Annotated in this window: 14 protein-coding genes; 6 read left to right on the plus strand and 8 right to left on the minus strand. The window is 41.4% G+C overall.

Annotated elements, in window-relative coordinates; all coding sequences use genetic code 11:
- Positions 1–1,139 precede the first annotated feature (1,139 nt).
- A complete protein-coding gene (locus tag ABF638_RS11280; RefSeq protein WP_435022820.1) occupies positions 1,140–1,319 on the minus strand; it encodes a CopG family transcriptional regulator in 180 nt (59 codons plus the stop codon).
- A 442-nt stretch (positions 1,320–1,761) separates the two neighbouring features.
- On the opposite strand from ABF638_RS11280, the gene ABF638_RS11285 reads away from it, so the two are divergent.
- The gene (locus tag ABF638_RS11285; RefSeq protein ID WP_435022821.1) at positions 1,762–5,304 is read left to right on the plus strand and encodes an NB-ARC domain-containing protein; all 3,543 of its coding nucleotides are present in this window, start codon (positions 1,762–1,764) and stop codon (positions 5,302–5,304) included.
- 36 nt (positions 5,305–5,340) lie between these two features.
- Here the strand turns inward: ABF638_RS11285 and ABF638_RS11290 are convergent, their stop codons facing one another.
- Genes ABF638_RS11290 through ABF638_RS11300 form a run of 3 tightly spaced genes read right to left on the minus strand, consistent with a single transcriptional unit; the run spans position 5,341 to position 9,283 of the window.
- Positions 5,341–6,318 carry an SGNH/GDSL hydrolase family protein gene (locus tag ABF638_RS11290; protein ID WP_435022822.1) on the minus strand — a complete coding sequence of 326 codons (978 nt, stop codon included), beginning with the start codon at positions 6,316–6,318 and terminating at the stop codon, positions 5,341–5,343.
- A 54-nt stretch (positions 6,319–6,372) separates the two neighbouring features.
- The gene (locus ABF638_RS11295) at positions 6,373–7,512 is read right to left on the minus strand and encodes a 3-oxoacyl-ACP synthase III family protein (protein ID WP_435022823.1); all 1,140 of its coding nucleotides are present in this window, start codon (positions 7,510–7,512) and stop codon (positions 6,373–6,375) included.
- 13 nt (positions 7,513–7,525) lie between these two features.
- A complete protein-coding gene (locus tag ABF638_RS11300; protein WP_435022824.1) occupies positions 7,526–9,283 on the minus strand; it encodes a ScyA-related TPP-binding enzyme in 1,758 nt (585 codons plus the stop codon).
- A gap of 380 nt (positions 9,284–9,663) precedes the next feature.
- On the opposite strand from ABF638_RS11300, the gene ABF638_RS11305 reads away from it, so the two are divergent.
- Positions 9,664–10,368, plus strand: coding sequence for a haloacid dehalogenase type II (locus ABF638_RS11305; protein WP_435022825.1), 705 nt, complete (start codon positions 9,664–9,666; stop codon positions 10,366–10,368).
- 255 nt (positions 10,369–10,623) lie between these two features.
- The gene (locus tag ABF638_RS11310) at positions 10,624–11,493 is read left to right on the plus strand and encodes a DUF5895 domain-containing protein (RefSeq protein ID WP_181928190.1); all 870 of its coding nucleotides are present in this window, start codon (positions 10,624–10,626) and stop codon (positions 11,491–11,493) included.
- A gap of 130 nt (positions 11,494–11,623) precedes the next feature.
- Here the strand turns inward: ABF638_RS11310 and mltA are convergent, their stop codons facing one another.
- Both mltA and ABF638_RS11320 read right to left on the minus strand, forming a co-directional pair.
- On the minus strand, positions 11,624–12,874 hold the full coding sequence (mltA, locus tag ABF638_RS11315; RefSeq protein ID WP_435022856.1) for a murein transglycosylase A: 1,251 nt from the start codon (positions 12,872–12,874) through the stop codon (positions 11,624–11,626).
- Between the two features lie 3 nt (positions 12,875–12,877).
- Positions 12,878–13,132: a hypothetical protein gene (locus ABF638_RS11320; RefSeq protein ID WP_181928189.1), complete on the minus strand. Its 255-nt coding sequence runs from the start codon at positions 13,130–13,132 to the stop codon at positions 12,878–12,880.
- A gap of 334 nt (positions 13,133–13,466) precedes the next feature.
- Here ABF638_RS11320 and ABF638_RS11325 point away from each other — a divergent pair, with 334 nt between their 5' ends.
- The gene (locus tag ABF638_RS11325; protein ID WP_435022826.1) at positions 13,467–13,793 is read left to right on the plus strand and encodes a DUF4278 domain-containing protein; all 327 of its coding nucleotides are present in this window, start codon (positions 13,467–13,469) and stop codon (positions 13,791–13,793) included.
- A 164-nt stretch (positions 13,794–13,957) separates the two neighbouring features.
- A complete protein-coding gene (locus tag ABF638_RS11330; RefSeq protein ID WP_435022827.1) occupies positions 13,958–15,337 on the plus strand; it encodes a protein kinase domain-containing protein in 1,380 nt (459 codons plus the stop codon).
- A 44-nt stretch (positions 15,338–15,381) separates the two neighbouring features.
- On the opposite strand, the gene ABF638_RS11335 is transcribed toward ABF638_RS11330, so the two are convergent.
- Entirely contained in the window at positions 15,382–16,296 is a 915-nt protein-coding gene (locus ABF638_RS11335; protein ID WP_435022828.1) for a c-type heme family protein, read from the minus strand.
- Positions 16,297–16,476: 180 nt separating this feature from the next.
- Here ABF638_RS11335 and ABF638_RS11340 point away from each other — a divergent pair, with 180 nt between their 5' ends.
- A complete protein-coding gene (locus ABF638_RS11340) occupies positions 16,477–17,331 on the plus strand; it encodes a phosphate/phosphite/phosphonate ABC transporter substrate-binding protein (protein WP_435022829.1) in 855 nt (284 codons plus the stop codon).
- Positions 17,332–17,448: 117 nt separating this feature from the next.
- Here the strand turns inward: ABF638_RS11340 and ABF638_RS11345 are convergent, their stop codons facing one another.
- On the minus strand, positions 17,449–18,219 hold the full coding sequence (locus ABF638_RS11345; RefSeq protein ID WP_435022830.1) for a hypothetical protein: 771 nt from the start codon (positions 18,217–18,219) through the stop codon (positions 17,449–17,451).
- Positions 18,220–19,040: the final 821 nt, after the last annotated feature.

Genomic DNA, 19,040 nt, shown 5'->3' on the forward strand with positions numbered 1-19,040 from the left:
GAGTTAGTGTAACTAGATATGTAAAGTTTTGTATTAGGATTCAACATTTCTGGTAATTAAGCTTCAATTATGAATTTAATCAGAAGGATATAAATGGGCAGTGGACTGAGCGATTGAAGTGAATAAAGCGGGATTCAATTAAATTAATAGGCAGTACAATTTGGAGTATCTAGAATTAACTAGATACCATTGGTACTTTTCGTTAATATAGCAAGAATGTAGATTTTCGCTTGATCATTTATTAACAAGTTAGGAACTTAGTAAAGCACATCTGCAATATTTACTTATAACGTATTCCAATACTTTTCTGTTAATGGGGAAAGGTTAAAGAGAAAGAGTTTGATTTTACCTTTATCTCTTACCCTTTAACCTTTAATTTGAGAACTCATTTGAGCCTTACCACCGACGAAATAAAAGTAGATTTGTGAACTATTTCACCTTTATTCATTCTCAATATCTAAAACATTGGTTTAATTAATGAAAACTTTTTCAGATAAAAGCCTTGCTGGATAAAGATTTTAGGCTCAGTATATTCTCACCATTCAAGTTGGATTCCTATACAAGCATTAGAATTTGATTGAATTGGAGGTGCTAAATTAACTGGTGATAATTGAGAGAGATATAGCAATCCGATTTGATTCCTGAACTTACTTGCTTAGGAAGGGAACAGGGAATAGAGTACAGGGTACAGAAAGAAGGGAATAGATGCGTACTGAGTTTTATTTAAAAATCAAATAGGAGTCTTATACCAGAATTTAGTGAAGGCGTGCTACGCCCCTAGTAAACGAGTGCAGCACGCCGGAAAAAGATGATATAATTACCTCTTATTGAGTTGCACAATAATGAGGAGTAAGAGACTATTTCTTTGGTTTGGCGACCATCCTTCTTCTGTCGCCACTTTGGTCAAAGATTAATTTCTAACCCTTGTTTTTTAGTATTTTCGCAACAAACAACAGTATAGAAATAGCAAATATCTAATCGTGACGATCTAATATATAGAGTCTAATCTATGATTACCACTCTGAAATTACTCTCGTCAAAGTAAAGTTGAAAACATTTGTCCAAATCTGCAATACTTTCTAATTTTAGCTATGACTCTTCCGGACTGATGCTTTTCACCCTTGGGAGGAAAAGTTAGGTCAAGGCAAGGCTTGAATGAGTTCCCGAATCACATCTATTGCTGGTCTGCCTGTCTGTTCACAATACTTTTCAAGGTTCTGAGCTTCATCTGATGTCAAGTTTAAAGTAATTCGCTTAAGCGCCCTTCTTTTACTGGAGGTTGCCAAACGAGGAAATTTAAGTGCAGCAGTTTTATTCATTGATTGATAGGCTAGATATATACAAACTTTCTTTATCAAGATTGCCAATTAATAACTGTCTTTACCAGTGAAAATCGAGATTTTAAGATTGAACTTAAGCTTTACACCCCAAATAGATTACTGAAATATTAAAGTATAAAATATACTAAGTTTTGCGTGATAGCTCTGCCATTACGTAAGTGCAAGAAGGTTGCGGCTAAAAAGATGATGTTAACAATGCTCTCACAGACCAGATTGTTTATTGAATAAGCGGTGTGGAATTACTGAGATGAGTAGATTGCCAAAGGTGGTTTTCATCTGTGAATATTTTGGTAATATACCTGCTTTAAATCCTTTGCAATATGAGATTATTCGTTTGTTATGGCTATCACCTCATATCTATAGCAACCTAGTAGATAATTCCTTTTAGTCAAAGGTGATTACACGAACAGTGAGTTAATACATGACTTTACAGAATTGGAGACGCAAGCGTGGCGTTGCACTTACTACCAAGGGTTTACAAAAAATTAAGGAAGCAAAGCATCAGTCAGAAGCAAAGGAAAATTTTGGAAACAGATACACTCTTGAAGACATGAGTGCACGCTCTGGTTTATATTCCGCTACTATCTCGAAAGTATTAAATCGAGAAGGTGGAGTTGACAAACAGACTATTGAAAAGCTTTTTTTAGCTTTTCACTTAAAAATAGATAAAAGTGACTATTCAAGCTCTAATACTCGTCTAAATTGGGGAGAAGCTATCTTTAACTCAGCTTTTTATGGACGTACAGAAGAAATTACTACCCTAGAGCAATGGATTCTCAATGAGCACTGCCAATTAGTCGCACTATTGGGAATAGGAGGTATTGGGAAAACGACACTGTCTGTAAAGCTTGCTCAAAAAATTCAGGACAACTTTGAGTATGTGATCTGGCGATCGCTACGAGAAGCTCCACCTGTTAAAATTATTCTAGGTAATCTAATCCAATTTTTATCTGACGAACAGGAAACAGAAGGTAACTTACCAGAAAGCTTTAGCGATCGGGTATCGCGACTACTCTATTATTTACAAAATTATCGCTGTTTAGTGATCCTTGATAATGCAGAATCAATTCTCCGTAGTGGTAGCCGCGCCGGACTTTATCGAGAAGGATATGAAGAATATGGTGAGCTTTTAAGACGGGTGGGAGAAGCAACTCACCAAAGCTGCTTAGTGCTCACCAGTCGTGAAAAACCTAAAGAAGTGGCATTACTGGAAGGACAAGCACTACCAGTTCGCTCATTACTACTGAGTGGTTTGAAGATGCTGGAAGGGCAAGAAATCTTGAAAATCAAAGGGTTATCAGCAGCACAGGATGAATGGAAAGTAATGATTGAGCGCTATGCAGGCAATCCTTTAGCCTTGAAGATAGTTGCTACGACCGTTCAAGATATCTTTGATGGTAATGTGACTGCTTTTTTGCAACAAGATACATCTGTTTTTGGAGACATTCGCGATATTTTAGAGCAGCAGTTTGAGCGCTTGTCAGATTTAGAAAAGGATATTATGTACTGGCTAGCGATTAATCGGGAGTCGATGACACTCTCAGAATTGCGAGATGATATTATATCACCAGTACCACAAGCGAAATTATTAGAGGCGATAGAATCGTTGGGGAGGCGATCGCTAATCGAGAAAGCTACCCCTACACTCATTGAGAAAACTGGATCACTTTTTACCCTCCAGCCTGTAGTTATGGAGTATGTAACTAGTAGCTTGATAGAATACGTCTGTGAAGAGATTGTCACTCAGAATATTTATTTATTCAGGTGTCATGCTCTGATCAAGGCGACGGGTAAAGACTATGTTAAAGATACTCAAGTTCGTCTCATCATCAAACCAGTTATAGATGGGTTACTTAATGTTTTAAGAAGTAAAAGAAACATTGAAAATCAATTAACTCAAATTCTAACAAAACTCCGAGAGACATCGCCCTTAGAACCAGGGTATACGGCTGGTAATATTCTGAATATGCTTTGTTATTTAGAAACAGATTTAAGTGGCTATGATTTTTCTCATATGACTGTGTGGCAAGGAGATATGCGGAGTATGAATTTGCACAATGCAAATTTTGCTCATGCTGATTTAGGTAAGTGTGTTTTTACTGAAACACTAGGAGGTATTCATTCAGTAGCATTTAGCCCAAATGGAAAATTAATAGCTACTGGGGATAGCTATGGTGAACTTCGCCTTTATCAGGTTGCAGATGGAAAGCAATTGCTTGTTTGCACTGGACACAGAGATTGGCTCTGGTCTGTTGCCTTCAGTCCTAATGGAAATATCCTTGCTAGTAGTGGTAAGGATCAAACAATCAAACTGTGGGACGTGAATACCGGGCAATGTCTGGCAAACTTACAGGGACATAGTGGTGGAATTTGGTCTGTTGCCTTTAGCCCTGAAGGCCACATTCTAGCCAGTGGAAGTGAAGACCAAACAGTAAAACTGTGGGATGCTAATACAGGTATTTGCCTCAACACTTTGCAGGGACATAATAGTCGAGTCTCATCAATTGTTTTTAGCCCAGATGGTCAAACTTTGGTTAGTAGCTGTCATGACCGAACATTGAAATTGTGGGCTATTAGCACTGGTGAATGCCTAAAGACTTTACAAGGGCATAACGGTGGTATTTGGTCAGTTAGCTTCAGCCCAGATAGTCAAACCTTGGCTAGTGGCAGCTATGACCAAACAGTTAAGTTGTGGGATATCAGCACTGGTGAATGCCTTAAAACTTTACAGGAGCACACTGACTGTGTGTATTCAGTTTTTTTCAGCCCAGATGGGAATACACTAGCAAGTAGTAGTGATGACAAAACAGTAAAGCTGTGGGATGTTACTACAGGTCTTTGTACAGCAACATTTTGGGGACATAGTAGCAGAGTATGGTCAGTTGTTTTTAATTCAAACAATCATATAGTTGCTAGCGGCAGTAGTGACCAAACGGTAAGGTTATGGGATGTCAGGACTGGTCAATGCCTTAAGACCTTGCAGGGTTACAGTAGTGGAATATGGTCAGTAACGTTCAGTGCTGATGGCAACATACTTGTGAGTGGGAGTGGCAATAAAATCGTTAAGCTGTGGGATACTAATACTGGTCAGTGCGTTAAGACTTTACGTGGGCATAGTCATAGAGTAACATCAGTAGCCCTGAGTTCAAATAATTCACTCCTTGCCAGTGGAAGTGAGGATCAAACAGCGAAACTGTGGGACGTTAATACTGGTCAATGTCTTAAAACTTTGCGAGGACATAGTAATTGGCTCACATCGGTTGCCTTTAGTCCAAACTGTCAGATAATTGCGAGTGGTAGTGATGACCATACAGTAAAACTGTGGGATGTGAACACTGGGCAATGCATTCAGACTTTGAAGGGGCATATTGATAAGGTATGGTCTGTTGCTTTCAATCTCAATGGTCAGACCCTGGCAAGTGGTAGTAGTGACCAAACGGTAAAGTTGTGGGATGTTAATACTGGTCAATGCATTCAGACCTTGACAGGACACGATGATTTAGTGTGGTCAATCACTTACAGTCCGAATGGTCGTATGCTAGCCAGTGCTAGCAGTGACCAAACAATAAAGCTATGGGATGCCAGTAGTGGGCAATGCATTCAGACCTTAAAAGGACATAGTAGTTCTGTATATTCAGCTACCTTTAGTCCTGATGGTTGTATACTTGCAAGTAGTAGTGAAGATAAAACGGTGAAGTTGTGGGATCTCAGCACTGGTCAATGCCTTAAAAGTTTGGAGGGACATACACAATTAGTTTGGTCTGTTGTCTTCAGTGCCAACGGTCAAACTTTAGCCAGTGGTAGTCAGGATGATACTATTAAAATCTGGGATATAAACATTGGTAAGTGCATCAAAACCTTGAGAAATGAAAGACCCTATGAAGGTGTAAATATCACAGGTGTTATAGGTATAACTCAGGCTCAGAGAGCTTCTTTGAAGGATTTAGGAGCACTTAACCTATAGAGAAAATTAAGCCCACAGTGTTGTCTTGCACCATACCTATAGCTTCTTACCTTTCATTAGTGAAACTTGACCTAATGCACCAAACAATAATACACCTAGTACAGTAGAAGATTCAGGAACAGATGCGGACTGTAGCGCTGAAAATGCTAATTCTCCAACTAGCTTATGAGTGGCGGTCGTTGGATGGATTTGATCCCAAAATAAAAACTGATCTGGAGTACAGGTGATTGACTGTGTGGGAAGATTTATGCGTATCACCGATAAGTCTCCAATACAAGAATTGGTCACATTTGTGAACCCAAATTCCTTTGGGTGGGCAATAACTCTATTGAATAGGGAATTAACATCAAGAGGAATAATATTTATATCGGGACTGAGTTGCTGCTTCAAAAAGCTCAGGTTGGCGGACAAGCTGGAGTTGTGTGTACTTGTAAAAGTGCTAAGTAAGCTGGAAATTTGACTACTGCCTTTTGTAACCGGAAATTTGCCCAAATCCGGCTGGTTAACCACCATAATATCTTTTGCGCCCACCGCAGCCAGTGATTTTACCACCACTAATAAATTTGTGACTACTTGGGTAGGTTCAGGAACGGCATTAAAAAAGTAATTGACATAATCATTAGTACCTGCCCATATGATGTAGAGGGAGTTTGGGTCGGCAGACCTATTGGCTGCCGTAAAGCTGTTAATCTGTTGTTGTAATCCTGGCAAACTACCTAATCCAATGTTTTCAAATCCAGTGGTTGCACCACCAAAGGCAAAGTTAGTTTTTGAATTGAAAGTTAATCCTAGATCAGATGCAAGATACTCCACCCAGACTGGACCGTTGGAAAAACGCCCATTAAAGTATGGTGGACTTGGGGGAATAACATTATTTGTCGCATTAAATACATTACTCGTATCGGAAAAGCTGTCTCCAAAGACATAAATCTTGTCATAATTCTTTGCCAAGACTTTGAGGGGAAGCATCAGAGATAAAATAAAAATTACTGCTGCTAGAATTTGTTTTTGCATCACCAGCTTTTACTTTTAAATATTATTGTCTTCAATCTATTTACATGGAGAATCTTAACAAGAAAGAAAGCTCCTGTTTTCACTACCTTTGATTGTTGAGTCGATTTCCTTGAGGGAATCAAGACCTAGCGCCACTTTGCCCCAGCGCATTACACTTGCAGAGGCAGCACCTGCTGCACCAAATCCATAGATCAGAACCAAGTTGTTTTCACTAATTTTGCCCAACTGTGCAGCATGGTACATATTAGCTACGGTGATTACTGGGCCAATGTTTGCATATTGTGGATAGAGGTTGATTGTGCGCTCTGCTTCAATGCCCAATACACGCGTACAGAAGCTTGCAAACCAAGCACTAGTTGTATGAAAAAGAAAAAAGTCAATTTGGTTAAGGGTTACATCAGCAGCAGCGACAGCACCCTGACAACAGGTACGGAGCAAATCCACGGATGTTTCGCGAAATAGCTTGTTTGCACTTTTGTCAATCTGCATACGAACCAGGAGATTGCCCCGCTCATCCTCTGTGATTTTAGAAAATAAAGTGTCACACAATATACTTGTATCGATTGTTTTGGTTCCGAGAACTCCTTGCTTAGGTTCAAGTGAGCCAACCACAAAAGCTCCTGCACCGTCGCTGATACACCACGACAGGGTGTCGTTTTCATCAAAAAAGCGAGAGTAAGTGCATGATATGACTACTAGCACGTTTTTGTACTCTCCCGATCGCACCAGAGCGCAGGCAGTTTGCAGTGCAACTGGAGTAACGCCGCACGCTGCATCAACATTCCAAGCAGCACCTTGCAAACCTAGTTTACGAGCAAGGAAGGCAGCATTGCCAAATCCGATTTGTTCAGGCCAGACTGAGGCAACAATCATGAGTTCAACTTCATTAGGAGAAAGATTTGCTGCTTTGAGGGCATCCCTTGCTGCCTGCTCTTCTAGGGTCAGCGACGACTCGTCTGTACCTAGAACTCGTCGCTCAACAGCACCGCGAAAAGGGTCTGAGAGGTAGGGCATCATCTCCAAGTCAAATTCGTTACTAGGAGCAGACCCAGCAAGGGAAAACAACTTTGCAAAACTTTTTTGTTCAGCCTGTGCAAACATCTCAGGATATTTTTCTATGTAATAGTCATTTGTGCGTCTGATACTTGGAAGACTCAAAGCAAGTGAGCGAATACCTACTGGAGAATAAACCATATATAATTCCCTCTTAATAATTTGTAGCGCCTTGTAAAATCAAACTCTGATTGCGACTCTCAGATGGTGGTATCTGGGTGGGGTCAATGATTACGTCAACCACAAATGGACCGTTTGCTGCGATCGCTTTTTCTAGTGCTGCCTGAACGTCAGACTCCCTTTCAACCCGAATCCCTTCTGCTCCCATCCCCTGAGCAATCTTGACGAAATCTGCCTGGGGAATCGTTGCATCCACCTGATTGAACCCTAGATACGCCATTCCCTGTTGGCATATGTTGTAGCGCCCATCATTGAGTACAATCCAGACGGCAGGAACTTGATATTTTACAGCCGTGTTTACCTCGCTGTTCATCAGCATGGCACCATCTCCGACAATGGCAACAGCCTTGCCATTCCGCGCCAAAGCAGCACCCACTACGCCTGTGACAAAATGCCCCATAGAACCAAATCCGTTGCTGATCCGATAACGATTTGGTGTGGTAAATCGCAGCAGGTGAATTACCCAAGCAAATGAGTTACCTGACTCTGCCATTACTACTGCATCGCTTCCATCAACAATTACTTGTTGAATCACATTCATGAGCAGTTCTGGTCGCACTCGACCGGCCGCGCGTGGCTTGATGACATCGCGTTCAAATCGAGGCAGCACTATTGTCCTGGAGCGACCAGTACTTTCTGTTAAGTTCTTCAGCAGGTTCTTCAGGAATATTTCCACGTCGGAATGGATAGCAAAAGTCTCAGTGGATGGATATGCAGTTCCCGGTATTTCCGGGTCGATGTCAACATGCAAAAAGCCCCGCGTGGGGATCATCGCAGGACTCCAGAATGAGGTAGGTTCGCCGAGGCGTGTTCCCAGCACTAGCACGCGTCTTGGGTGTTGCTCTTGCATATACTTGAAAACTGACTTATGTCCGCCAAAGCCAGTGACACCTACGAACTGAGGATGATTCTCAGGAAAAATACCTTTACCCCGTGGTGAACACATCACCGCAGCTCCTGTTCTCTCGGCAAGCTGGCGAATCTCTTTTGCAGCACCCCGTGCGCCGAAACCGACCCAGATAGCAAAGTGTCCCTCAGAAAGTAACCGGACACATTTGGCGATTGTTTCCTCACTTGCCGTTGCCACACTATGAGATACAGTTACTCGTGGCAATGATGTCTTTAATGAACTTGTCTGAATATTTGTAGGAATACTTATATGAGCTACGAATCCTCCTGGTTGCCCTAGTCCAAGAGCAAGCCTTCGAGACACCTCTGTGAGTTCATCGCTGGATTCGAGAGTGGTTGCATAATGGAATATTTGCCCGGAAGTAAAAATACCTGCGCTAGGCATAGTGTAAGTGCTAGTTTCTTGACAAGCCCAACGTCCCCGCTGTGGTGCTGAGGTTGAAGCTGACACAAGGATCACTTTAGCTCCCTCCCAACGGGCAGCTAACAATCCTGTCAAAGCGTTGGTGATCCCCGGCCCTGTGGTAGTGAATACCACAACCGGGCGATCGCTAGCAAAGTGCGCCTCAATGGCTGCAAAAGCTGCTCCGGCTTCATGCCGAAAGTGCAGCACCTGGATGGAACTTTGGTGTAACGCTGCCCATACTGGGGCGATCGCGCCTCCCGAAACACCAAAGGCATACTGCACTCCCATATCTCCCAGGATTTTTACTACTGCCTCTGCTACCGAAAAAGTCACGGTTGGCTTGCTATCAAATAGCTGTTTAGTTGAGTTTAATTTTTCAGTGGTATTCGCTTGTGTATCCTGAAATTTAACATCCATACAAACTATACTTAGGAATAATTTCCTCTGTGGGATAACATTATCCCACACTGAAAGTAGGCCAGTGTAAATATTCGTCGTTATAAATAAGGTAGCAACCAGCTATGCTGAAAGCAAGAAACTACAGGGTTTTAGCCTACTTTATCTTTGATTGAGATACCTTAATTTTATTGTGCCAATTTACCTGCTTATCTTCACACAGTTTGGTACTTTATTGTCTACATACTTCAACTCTGCTTTAATACCGAAGAAATGTTTATAGACTTTAAAAGTAGCAAATGTGGCGATGCCTGCGGCGGGCTGTGCCAATGCAAATGCGTTAACCCATATTTTGATTTATGAAAACTGAACACCATTGATCCAGTTCTGGAGTATAAAAGGTGATTGAATTAAATCAGTATAAGACTTTAACTTTCGATTGTTATGGAACCTTGATTGATTGGGAAAATGGTATTTTAGGGGTGCTAAAGCCACTTCTGCTGGTACATAACACTAATCTGGATGACGAAGAAATTATCAAAATTTTTGCGGAATTTGAAGCAGAACTGGAAACAGGAGAATATCTCAAATATCGAGAAGTTTTAAAGAGAGTAGTCCAGAAATTTGGTGAGCGATTTGGCTTTGAGCCAACTACTGACGAACTAAATTCACTGGCTGATTCGATTCAGCATTGGCTGCCTTTCCCCGATACAGTTGAGGCACTTAGAGCTTTAAGCCAAAAGTTTAAGTTGGTAATTATCTCAAATGTAGATGACGATCTCTTTGCTTTCTCGGCGAAGCACTTACAGGTAGAATTTGACCAGATAATCACAGCAGAACAGGCAAAAAGCTATAAACCCTCCTTAAACAACTTCAGACTGGCTATTCAAAGAATTAATTTGCCGCTAGAGCAGATATTACACGTTGCTGCTAGCGTATATCACGATATCGTTACAGCCAAATCTCTGGGACTATCAACAGTTTGGGTAAACCGTCGAGCAGACAAAAACAAAACTTCCACCACATATTCGCAAATAAGTCAACCTAACCTAGAAGTGCCTGATTTAAAGACTCTCGCTGCTATGAGTTCACCGAATCCCCAGTGAGTAATAAGTGCTAGATACTCAGTACTGTTTCGATGAGGATATGTTGTTACAAAACGAAACAGGAATTGCAACATAGATTGATTCTGCCTTAATCTGGAAAAACTACTACACCAGTTTGACGGCACTTTCGCCCTTCTTTTGAGAGCGACGCGCAAGGGACGGGTAACGCTCGTACCAACGCTCTGCTTCTGGTTCTCCAGGATCAGCGCCTTGCCGATAAACTTGTTCAATAAAACACTTTGATAGCCTAAAACGATGAAAGCATCTGCTAATTTCGACTTTGAAGACGAGAAATTTAATGCACCGCCTTCTCAAGTCATCCCTTGGTGTCAGATGATTAATCCTCGGTATGGCACAGATGGGATGCAATCCCACGGTTTGGCGATTAAGCTAGATAATGCTAATGCTGTCGGCTTTGTGCCAGATGATAATTGGCAGCAGGTAGAGCATGAATTTAGTTCTGGAGTCGAAACAGTCTTTATTAGCAATACTCCAAACTTGGTGTTAGTGCGTCGGGGGCCATTGTCTGTTAAAGACCGGGAAAGTGGTCTAAAACTGGGTACGCTCAAAGAGAATTATGATGCTTTTTTAGCCGACAAACTTAAATTTAAAACCTTTACTCGCTATCTAATTTTTATAGTGGGTGAGAATAAAAAGTTTTTACATGAATCACCACTACAACTAACTCTTAATGGTGCTGCCGGAGCGAGTTTCAGCAAAACCTACTGCGAATATCAACAAGGCAAAGTAGTTAGTGGATTCGTTGCTGAACTCGAAAAAGCTTATGCTGTCTACCGCAAGCAACCTTTGACACCAAAAGGCCCTTTGTTCCATGCCCACGGGATTTTTTGCCCGATAATTGAGTGTGAAGAAAGAGGTATTGAACCAAATACAGTTCTGGTAGCTTCAACTGTGGATTACAAACATCCCACCGTAGGAACTTTAACACAATACTTAATTGCTTCTGATTCTCTTGAGTCTGCAATGATTTGTAAGACTTTTGAAGAATACAAAGATTTTGGAAAGGAACCTGTAAAATCAGAAACGCCTAAATTGGCAATGGCAGGAGTTTCCAACTCTTACGTTTATGCTGATGAAGATGATTTTGCTTATCCGCCGTATTAGCTGGGGATTGGGGATTGGTGACTGGGGACTGGGGACTGGGGAAGAAGGAAGGGAGCAGGGAGCAAGGGAGAAAAATTTTCCCCTCTGCACCCTACACCCCGCCCTTCTGCTTCTTCTCCATACCCAATATCTATTTTTTGAGCAGTAAATAATATAGTGAACCATTACCGCCTGTGATACCAGCGCGATCGCCTGCTAGCTTACCAGAACCCATGAAATAATCCACCCGGCCTGGGCCTTTGATGGCGCTTCCTGTATCCTGGTCAAGTACATAGCGGCTGACAGTACGCCTCTCTAGTTTGCCACCAGTGGTGGGATAGGGAAACGAGTTGTAAATCAGCGCTAGCGCTCCCGGTGGCATGAGAGACTTATCTGTAGCAATGGAACGTTCTGCTGTTACTGGCACATGAATACTACCAGTAGCCGCTCTACCGCTTGTTTCTTGGAAGAAAACAAATCGTTCCCAGCGTGGCAGATAATTGCTCAACTCTTGGGGCTTTCCTTTGAAATAACTAATTAGACGTGGCATTGTCAATCCTTCCAGGGGAAGTTTGCCATCTTTGGCTAGTTCTTTGCCGATACTAGTCCAGGGATAATCAGTTCCACCTGCATAGCCAATTGATGTTGTCTTGCCATTAGTTAATTTAATTTGGGCAGAGCCTTGGATATGTACCATGTATGCGTCTAGGCGATCGCGAAACCAAAGCATTTCTAAACCGCGTAACTGGCTCTTATTCCCTTGTAAACCATCCTTCCCTTCCAACTCAATTCGTTTTGGGTGGGGTTTCGGCCATTGGCTGAAATCAGGTGGTAGCCGATAGAGGGGATACTTATATGTTGCAGTCTTGACACGGCTAGCAGTGTAAATAGGTTCGTAGTAAGCAGTGAATTTAACAGTACCCTTACCATCGTTGCCTACGGACTGGTAGAAGACAAACTCACGGCGGACAGCGGCTTGTAATTGCGCTGCTGACTTAGAACTGACAACCAGTTGGCGAAAACGTACCAAACTCCGGCGGACGCGATCAAGGGTAATTCCCTGAACTGGATAATTTTGATATGCTGCGATCGCCCCACTCTTAGTTAGGTAAAGCAGACTGTTGTCAATAGAAGCTAACAGCGCTTTGCGATCGCCCTTTTGACCCCAAAGTTGCTCATCCCAACCCAAGCAAGCGTGCTGGGGCTTACAATCGCTTCCTATGGCTATCGGTTTTAGTGGCGGCGTTATCTCAGGAGTGATTGGTATTGGTATCGGCGAGAGATTAGGAGTAGTCGGCACTGGCAACGGCAGTACATTAGGAACCTGAGCAACAGCCAACCAGAGAGGATTTACAAAGGCAATTCCCAGACTCAGGGAAAGCAAAGCAAGGGTTTTTCTCATCATTTAGTTGAATCTTTCAACACTGGAACTAAAAACGGGTTCTACCCGGATTGCCACGATCCGAGAAGGTCTTACTACCATATACTCCCCTTGAATATTTTTTATCGGCACGCTGATAAAGTCATTAGAAGCAGACTTTGGCACAAGTTCGCCGCTATACCACTTCTGAAACTCTTGAATAGTAGGAAAACGTACTTCTTCCCGGTGGCCGCTTTCCAGTAGGAGGTATACGGCATATTCATTTGGAGTTCTAGCCATAAGGTTGAATCATTAAAAAAAACATTCAACCCATTGTTAACCACGTAACCCCCGAATGAAAAGAGTAAGCATACGGGAGGTGGGGAGCAGAGGAGTAGGGAAGAAGGGGGAAAGAAGGAAGATGAGGGGGACAAAGGAGAATTGAACAGGTTTTTTCCCAATGCCCAATGCCCCATTCCCAATGCCCTATTCCCAATGACTCTTCACTCTAGACGCCTAATCCTTTAAGCAGTTCCTTAAAAAGTGTAAGTTTACATTAGCTCTTGCATAACTCTCCAATCAACCTCTGATAAGTCATTGGCATTGTTAAACAACAGTTATTCAGGAAGCGAAAATGATGAAACTTTACTATCGTGGTCTGAGCTATGAATACGACCCAAACAAAGTTGGCAGCAAAAAAACAGAACAGTCGTTTCAACCAGTTCCTCTAAGTGGGTCAGCTTATAATCTGATGTACCGTGGCGTTAACTATAGTGTTAATCCAAATTCAAAATCAGCCACACCTCTTTTAGCACCAGTAGCCTATAAATTGAGCTTTCGGGGAATCACCTACTTTGTAAATAAAACTCCATTAGGAGAAGTTAGTGTAGTCTCTCAACCAATAACTACTTCAAGAGTTGAGGAACTGATGATTTCTGACGAATTAAAGCTTCAAAAATAATATCGCTGCCAGCCGATCTGGAATCTAAGAAGTCATGAACTTGTAGTAAAATCCTTAAAAACCTTGAAATTTCAGCACTACTTACCTACTTGCTCTCTCCAAAAACCTTACTAAAGCTGGTAGTTGTGCCAAGATGAATTTGAGGACTTGAGGCTTGTGACACAATGTTAGGACAATTATTAGACGGACGTTACCAAGTTCTCCAGATTTTAGGTGGAGGTGGATTTGGTCAAACCTACATAGCCCAAGATACTCATCGGCCAGGTTTTCCAAAATGCGTTGTCAAACACCTTAAGCCCGTCACTCGTAGCCCTGAATTTCTCGAAACTGCTAGACGGCTATTTAGCAGTGAAGCAGAAACACTAGAAAAACTGGGTAACCATGACCAGATTCCTCGGCTTTTAGCCTATTTTGAAGATAAACAAGAGTTTTTCTTGGTACAAGAGTTCATTGAAGGGCAAACTCTGAAAGCAGAACTGTTCCCCAATCAACATTGGACAGAAGATCGAGTAATTCAACTTCTCCAACAGGTTTTGGGTATTCTGCAATTTATTCACAGCCACAATGTTATCCATCGAGATATCAAGCCGGACAATATAATCAGGCGGCAACAAGACGGCAAGTTAGTACTGATTGACTTTGGCGCAGTAAAACAAGTCCAAACTCAACTGCTCACAGTTCCAGGGCGCACGGGGGCTACTATTATCATTGGCACCCCAGGATATATGTCTACAGAACAAGGGCAAGGTAAGCCCCGCCCCAACAGTGATATTTATTCCTTGGGTATTATTGCTATTCAATCGCTGACGGGGTTACATCCTATAAACTTTGAGGAAGACTCAGATACAGGAGAAATTTCTTGGCAGCATCAGGCTAACGTCAGTTCTGAGTTGGCATCTGTGCTATCTAAGATGGTGCTACACCACTTCAAACAGCGCTATCAGTCTGCGGCTGAAGTTCTACAGGTGCTTAAACATCTCGATACGAAAGTAGAAGCGCCATTACCTCAACCAGCATTTTTTACACAACCGCCTCAAGCTTCACTTTCTCAAGAAAACTCAATTGGGTATCAGCCTGCTTCTATCTTGTCTGCGGAAAATTACAACCGCTTAGAAACAATTCTTTTAGAATTTGTTGGCCCAGTTGCCTCAAGATTACTACGACAAGTTGCGGCATCAGCGCCTAACCTTGAAGAATTAATTAATCAATTGGGTTCTCATCTCAGAGGAAATCAACAAATTGATTTTAAGAAAAAAACAACATTCCTTCTAGAGAAACCTACTCTACTACAAGAACTTACTGTTATATCTGAAATTAAGTCAAATAATTTACCAAGCCAAGAACCTCAATTAATCAGCGACAGCTTTGTGAATCAGTGTGAGCGAGAGTTAGCTGATTTAATTGGCCCAATAGCTAAGTTTTTAGTGCAAAAAGCTGTTAAATCTTCTGGACAAATATCTCGTACAGAATTTGTGAAACTTTTAGCATCACAAATTCCAGAACATCAAAAAGCTTTACAATTTCAGCAACGCCTACTTTCTTGAATTTTAACTTATAACTCTTTCATAATCCAAAATATAAAATTGTATCAGTTCTGGTTATTCAGCATCTCCATAGCTATTTTTAAGCTAGCTTTCATCCGATTAAATGCTTCTGCTAACCCACCAATTTCATCATTAGAGGTTTCTTCAAAATCAGCGCTCATATCACCAATGCTAACCTTTTGGGCTATTTTCTCTATTCTTCTGATGCGCTGAATTACATATTTTTTGATTAAGAAATTAATTAAGAAAACTACGATCGCAAAGATCGTAATTAAAAGTCCCATTATCAATATCCAAGTCCGTTTGGCATTGGCAAAAATTTCTTCAGAGGGAACAGAGATGATTTGAGCAGAAACAATCTGATTGAGTTGCCAGCCAAAACCATTTTCTGAGCCATAAGTTGCCAACTGACTCTTAGGAGCCTGATCTGGTGTAGAATGACATCGCAGACATTGCTGCTGTGTAATTTTTAGTGGTCGTGCAATATAAAATACTTCGTTTTCTGACAAGTTACGAAAGCCGGTAATTTCTAGAGTGTTGGGTTCGTTGCGGAAACGCTCTACAAGTTGAGTTTCAAAACTATCAGCTTTATCCGCTAAGTTAGTGGGATTAAGTGTTGCATCCTTATGAAAAAAGTTTTTATATTCAGGCTTTTTCCGAAAATTTTCAAAAACCTCTTTAGAGGAAAAAGTTGGTACTACTTCAGGTATGAACGTTGGATTACTATCTAGTCTAGGCGATAATAAGGGATCTATGCGATCTTGTGTATAGTTTCTAACTGCGTTCACCATTTGGATGAGAATCTGCGCTTGAGAAACCACTTCATTTTGCGCTCTCCCTTGAAGTACACTGGATAAGGCAACGCCACTTCCCAAAATACTGACTATGAAAACTAATATTAAAAGTAAGTTAAATTTAGCACCTATTTTCAAGTTTTTCAACGTAATGTTGTTCAACATAACCTAAGCAACAAAGGTGGTATCTGAGTTTGTCTGATATTTATTTATACCTGTTAGAAAGCATCTTAACAAGATTTAAATAAATATTAATTTTTTGCCGTAATATAAGCTAGTTAGGCAGTATTCAAACTTATCTAAATTAGTCCTGAAAGCCAATTTATTTTCTTACCATAATTAGTGATGTTTTTGCGATTTCCTCGTCGTTTCTTTCTGTTTAATCTGCTAGGCTTGACATTTACTGCCTGCCAATCACCAAAGAAGTTTGAGGGTGCGTTAACTGTTGGTGTTATCAATTATGGTGGTGGCGAACAGATAATTAACCAATATGCTAGATTTAATAGTTACTTAGGTGAAAAAACAAAGTCATATATTCAGCTAGAGCCTGTTTTTAATGAAAATAAAGCGGTTGAGCGCCTTGAAGCTCGTGCTTGGTCATTGGTATTTGCACCACCGGGTTTAGCGGCTATTGCGATCGCACGGTATCAATATCTTCCTCTATTTCCTTTAATAGGTATTAATAATTTGCGCTCAATTTTCGTTGTTCGCAAAGAGAGTCCGATCACCGAGTTGAAACAGTTACAAGGTCAAATAGTAGCTTTAGGGCAGTTAGGTTCAGCAACAGGATACTATTTTCCACTTTACAATCTTTATGGTACAACACTAGCTGACATACTATTTGCACCCACACCCAAAGCTGCGCTGGAATTGGTGGCTCAAGGAAAAGCGATCGCCTGTGCTGTCTCGGAGGCGGAATTGAGTCTCCATGCTTCGCAGTTGGCCCCAACCGAATTCCGCATACTATTTAAAGACCCTCACTATGTACCATTAGGTGTAGTCTTGATTGGGCCAAATATAGAGCGGAACCGTCAAGAGTTTATTCGCAAAGTGATGAGTGATGCGCCTTCAGATTTAGCTCAAGAAGTGGGGTATGTACCCAATGGACAAGTACCAGATTACAGATACATGATTTCTGTGGTTGATCGAGTAAGTTCGATTACTTCTCAGCTAGAAAAAAAGCCTGTGCGTTTATTTTAAGATTTGTCATTTGTCATTTGTCATTTGTCATTCGTCATTTGTCATTCGTCATTCGTCATTTGCCCCATGCCCAATGCCCCATGCCCCATGCCCAATGCCCAATGCCTATCACCTTGCTCAAAAAAACAATTTAAATCGTGCTAGCTGGCTTTCAATTGTCCCTGTCAGGATTTTATTCAGTTCTGTGGTGTCTTGGAATTGCAAAATCTGCTGTGTGGGTAAGTCGAAGGGAAATTGCCCTTCAAAGTCGGGACGTTGCATTTGTGCTAGTAGAATCTGTTCAGAACGCTTACTTTGGATGGCATAGCCAATTTCAATACAGACATTCGGACTGGGAATTAATTGGGGGGTTTCTTTGCCATCAATACTAGCAATGGGCGTGGTGTCAGCGATAAATAATAAACTCTTACGGATTTTTCGCATGATTGTGCGGTTAATTCGGAAAGTAGCACCGCTGGGACGAGATGATTCTACTAATCTTAAGGGAAGGCGCGATCGCAAGTTTAAACTTTCCAAACTTTCTCGCAGTTCTTCTCTAAGAACATTTGTCGCTGCGGCATACTCAGTTTGACAGGATAAAAAAATCGTTGGTTCTAACTGAGCCAACACCGCCTGCTTGGTAAAATAAATTTCATGACTAATTAAGTCAATATTAGAGACGCAATAGCCACCACTACCTTCTACATAAAATTCAATATTTTCCCCTTCCAGATAGCGCCCAAACCAAGTTGATTTTTTAACTTCGTCACTTTCTTCCAAAAAGTCTGCTCGCAATGCTGATTTCAGCAGGCTTTTTTTGCTTAAGCGAATGTCTGGCGGACGTTTTTCCAGTTCTGGAATCGGCTCATAATCCTGTAGATACCACGCTCTGAGCGCAATAATTGACATAAGGCGCTATTTAAACTGTTTCTATTATTAAACTTAGTATAATCTTACACCAAGAGTAGTCACTATTTCAGACTTCTCTTTAAACACAACAACACCCAAACCTCTACTCGCTGAACCATCTCCTCTCGTTGTTTATCATAGCCAGGGATGTACTAACTTTCACCGCTTGTGTAAACAAGTTATGAAAACTAGTTACAGCGCCCCCTAATCTTCCATATTTGAGGAAATAGCAGTTTTCGCGTTGGGTGTTGCTGTTTTTTGACGAGACAGATGTAAGTTAAACAGCGTCTTTTACCTCTTATTACATTCCATACGCAGCTGTTATATCTGCCAGGGAAGCTTATTTAGTAAGCTTCAATTATTAATTTATCACTTATGGATGGGAGGGATTCTTTTTGCAACTAAACTTTACGATGGGTGAGGAAGTTAAGAAGGCAGAAGACAGAAGGCAGGAGGCAGAAGGAATCCCCATAAATAAATTTAGGGGATTTAATAAGGACGTATTTTTCCTTGCGCTGCGCGTCTCGGAAAAAATATTTTTATTTTTTTTCATAAATAAATTTAGGGGCTTTAAACCCTTTTGGCAGAGGGCAAAAATTGTATTTTCTTCCTTCTGCCTTCTGCCTTCTGCCTTCTGCCTCCTGCCCTCTGCCTTTCTTCGGTAAGTTCACTAGAACCCCTTTGATTCAAGAATCCGACGGCTTTTTCTTTAAATGAGCGCTTGCGCTATATTTGGGCAGTCGTGGGAATGTCAATTGTGTAAATTCTAGCTAAGAACTTGGTTGTGATTGTTGAACAAAGGAGGTTGACCTATCCCCTCT

The sequence above is a fragment of the Nostoc sp. CALU 1950 genome, from assembly GCF_051172895.1.
In the GTDB taxonomy this organism is placed as follows: domain Bacteria; phylum Cyanobacteriota; class Cyanobacteriia; order Cyanobacteriales; family Nostocaceae; genus Nostoc; species Nostoc edaphicum_A.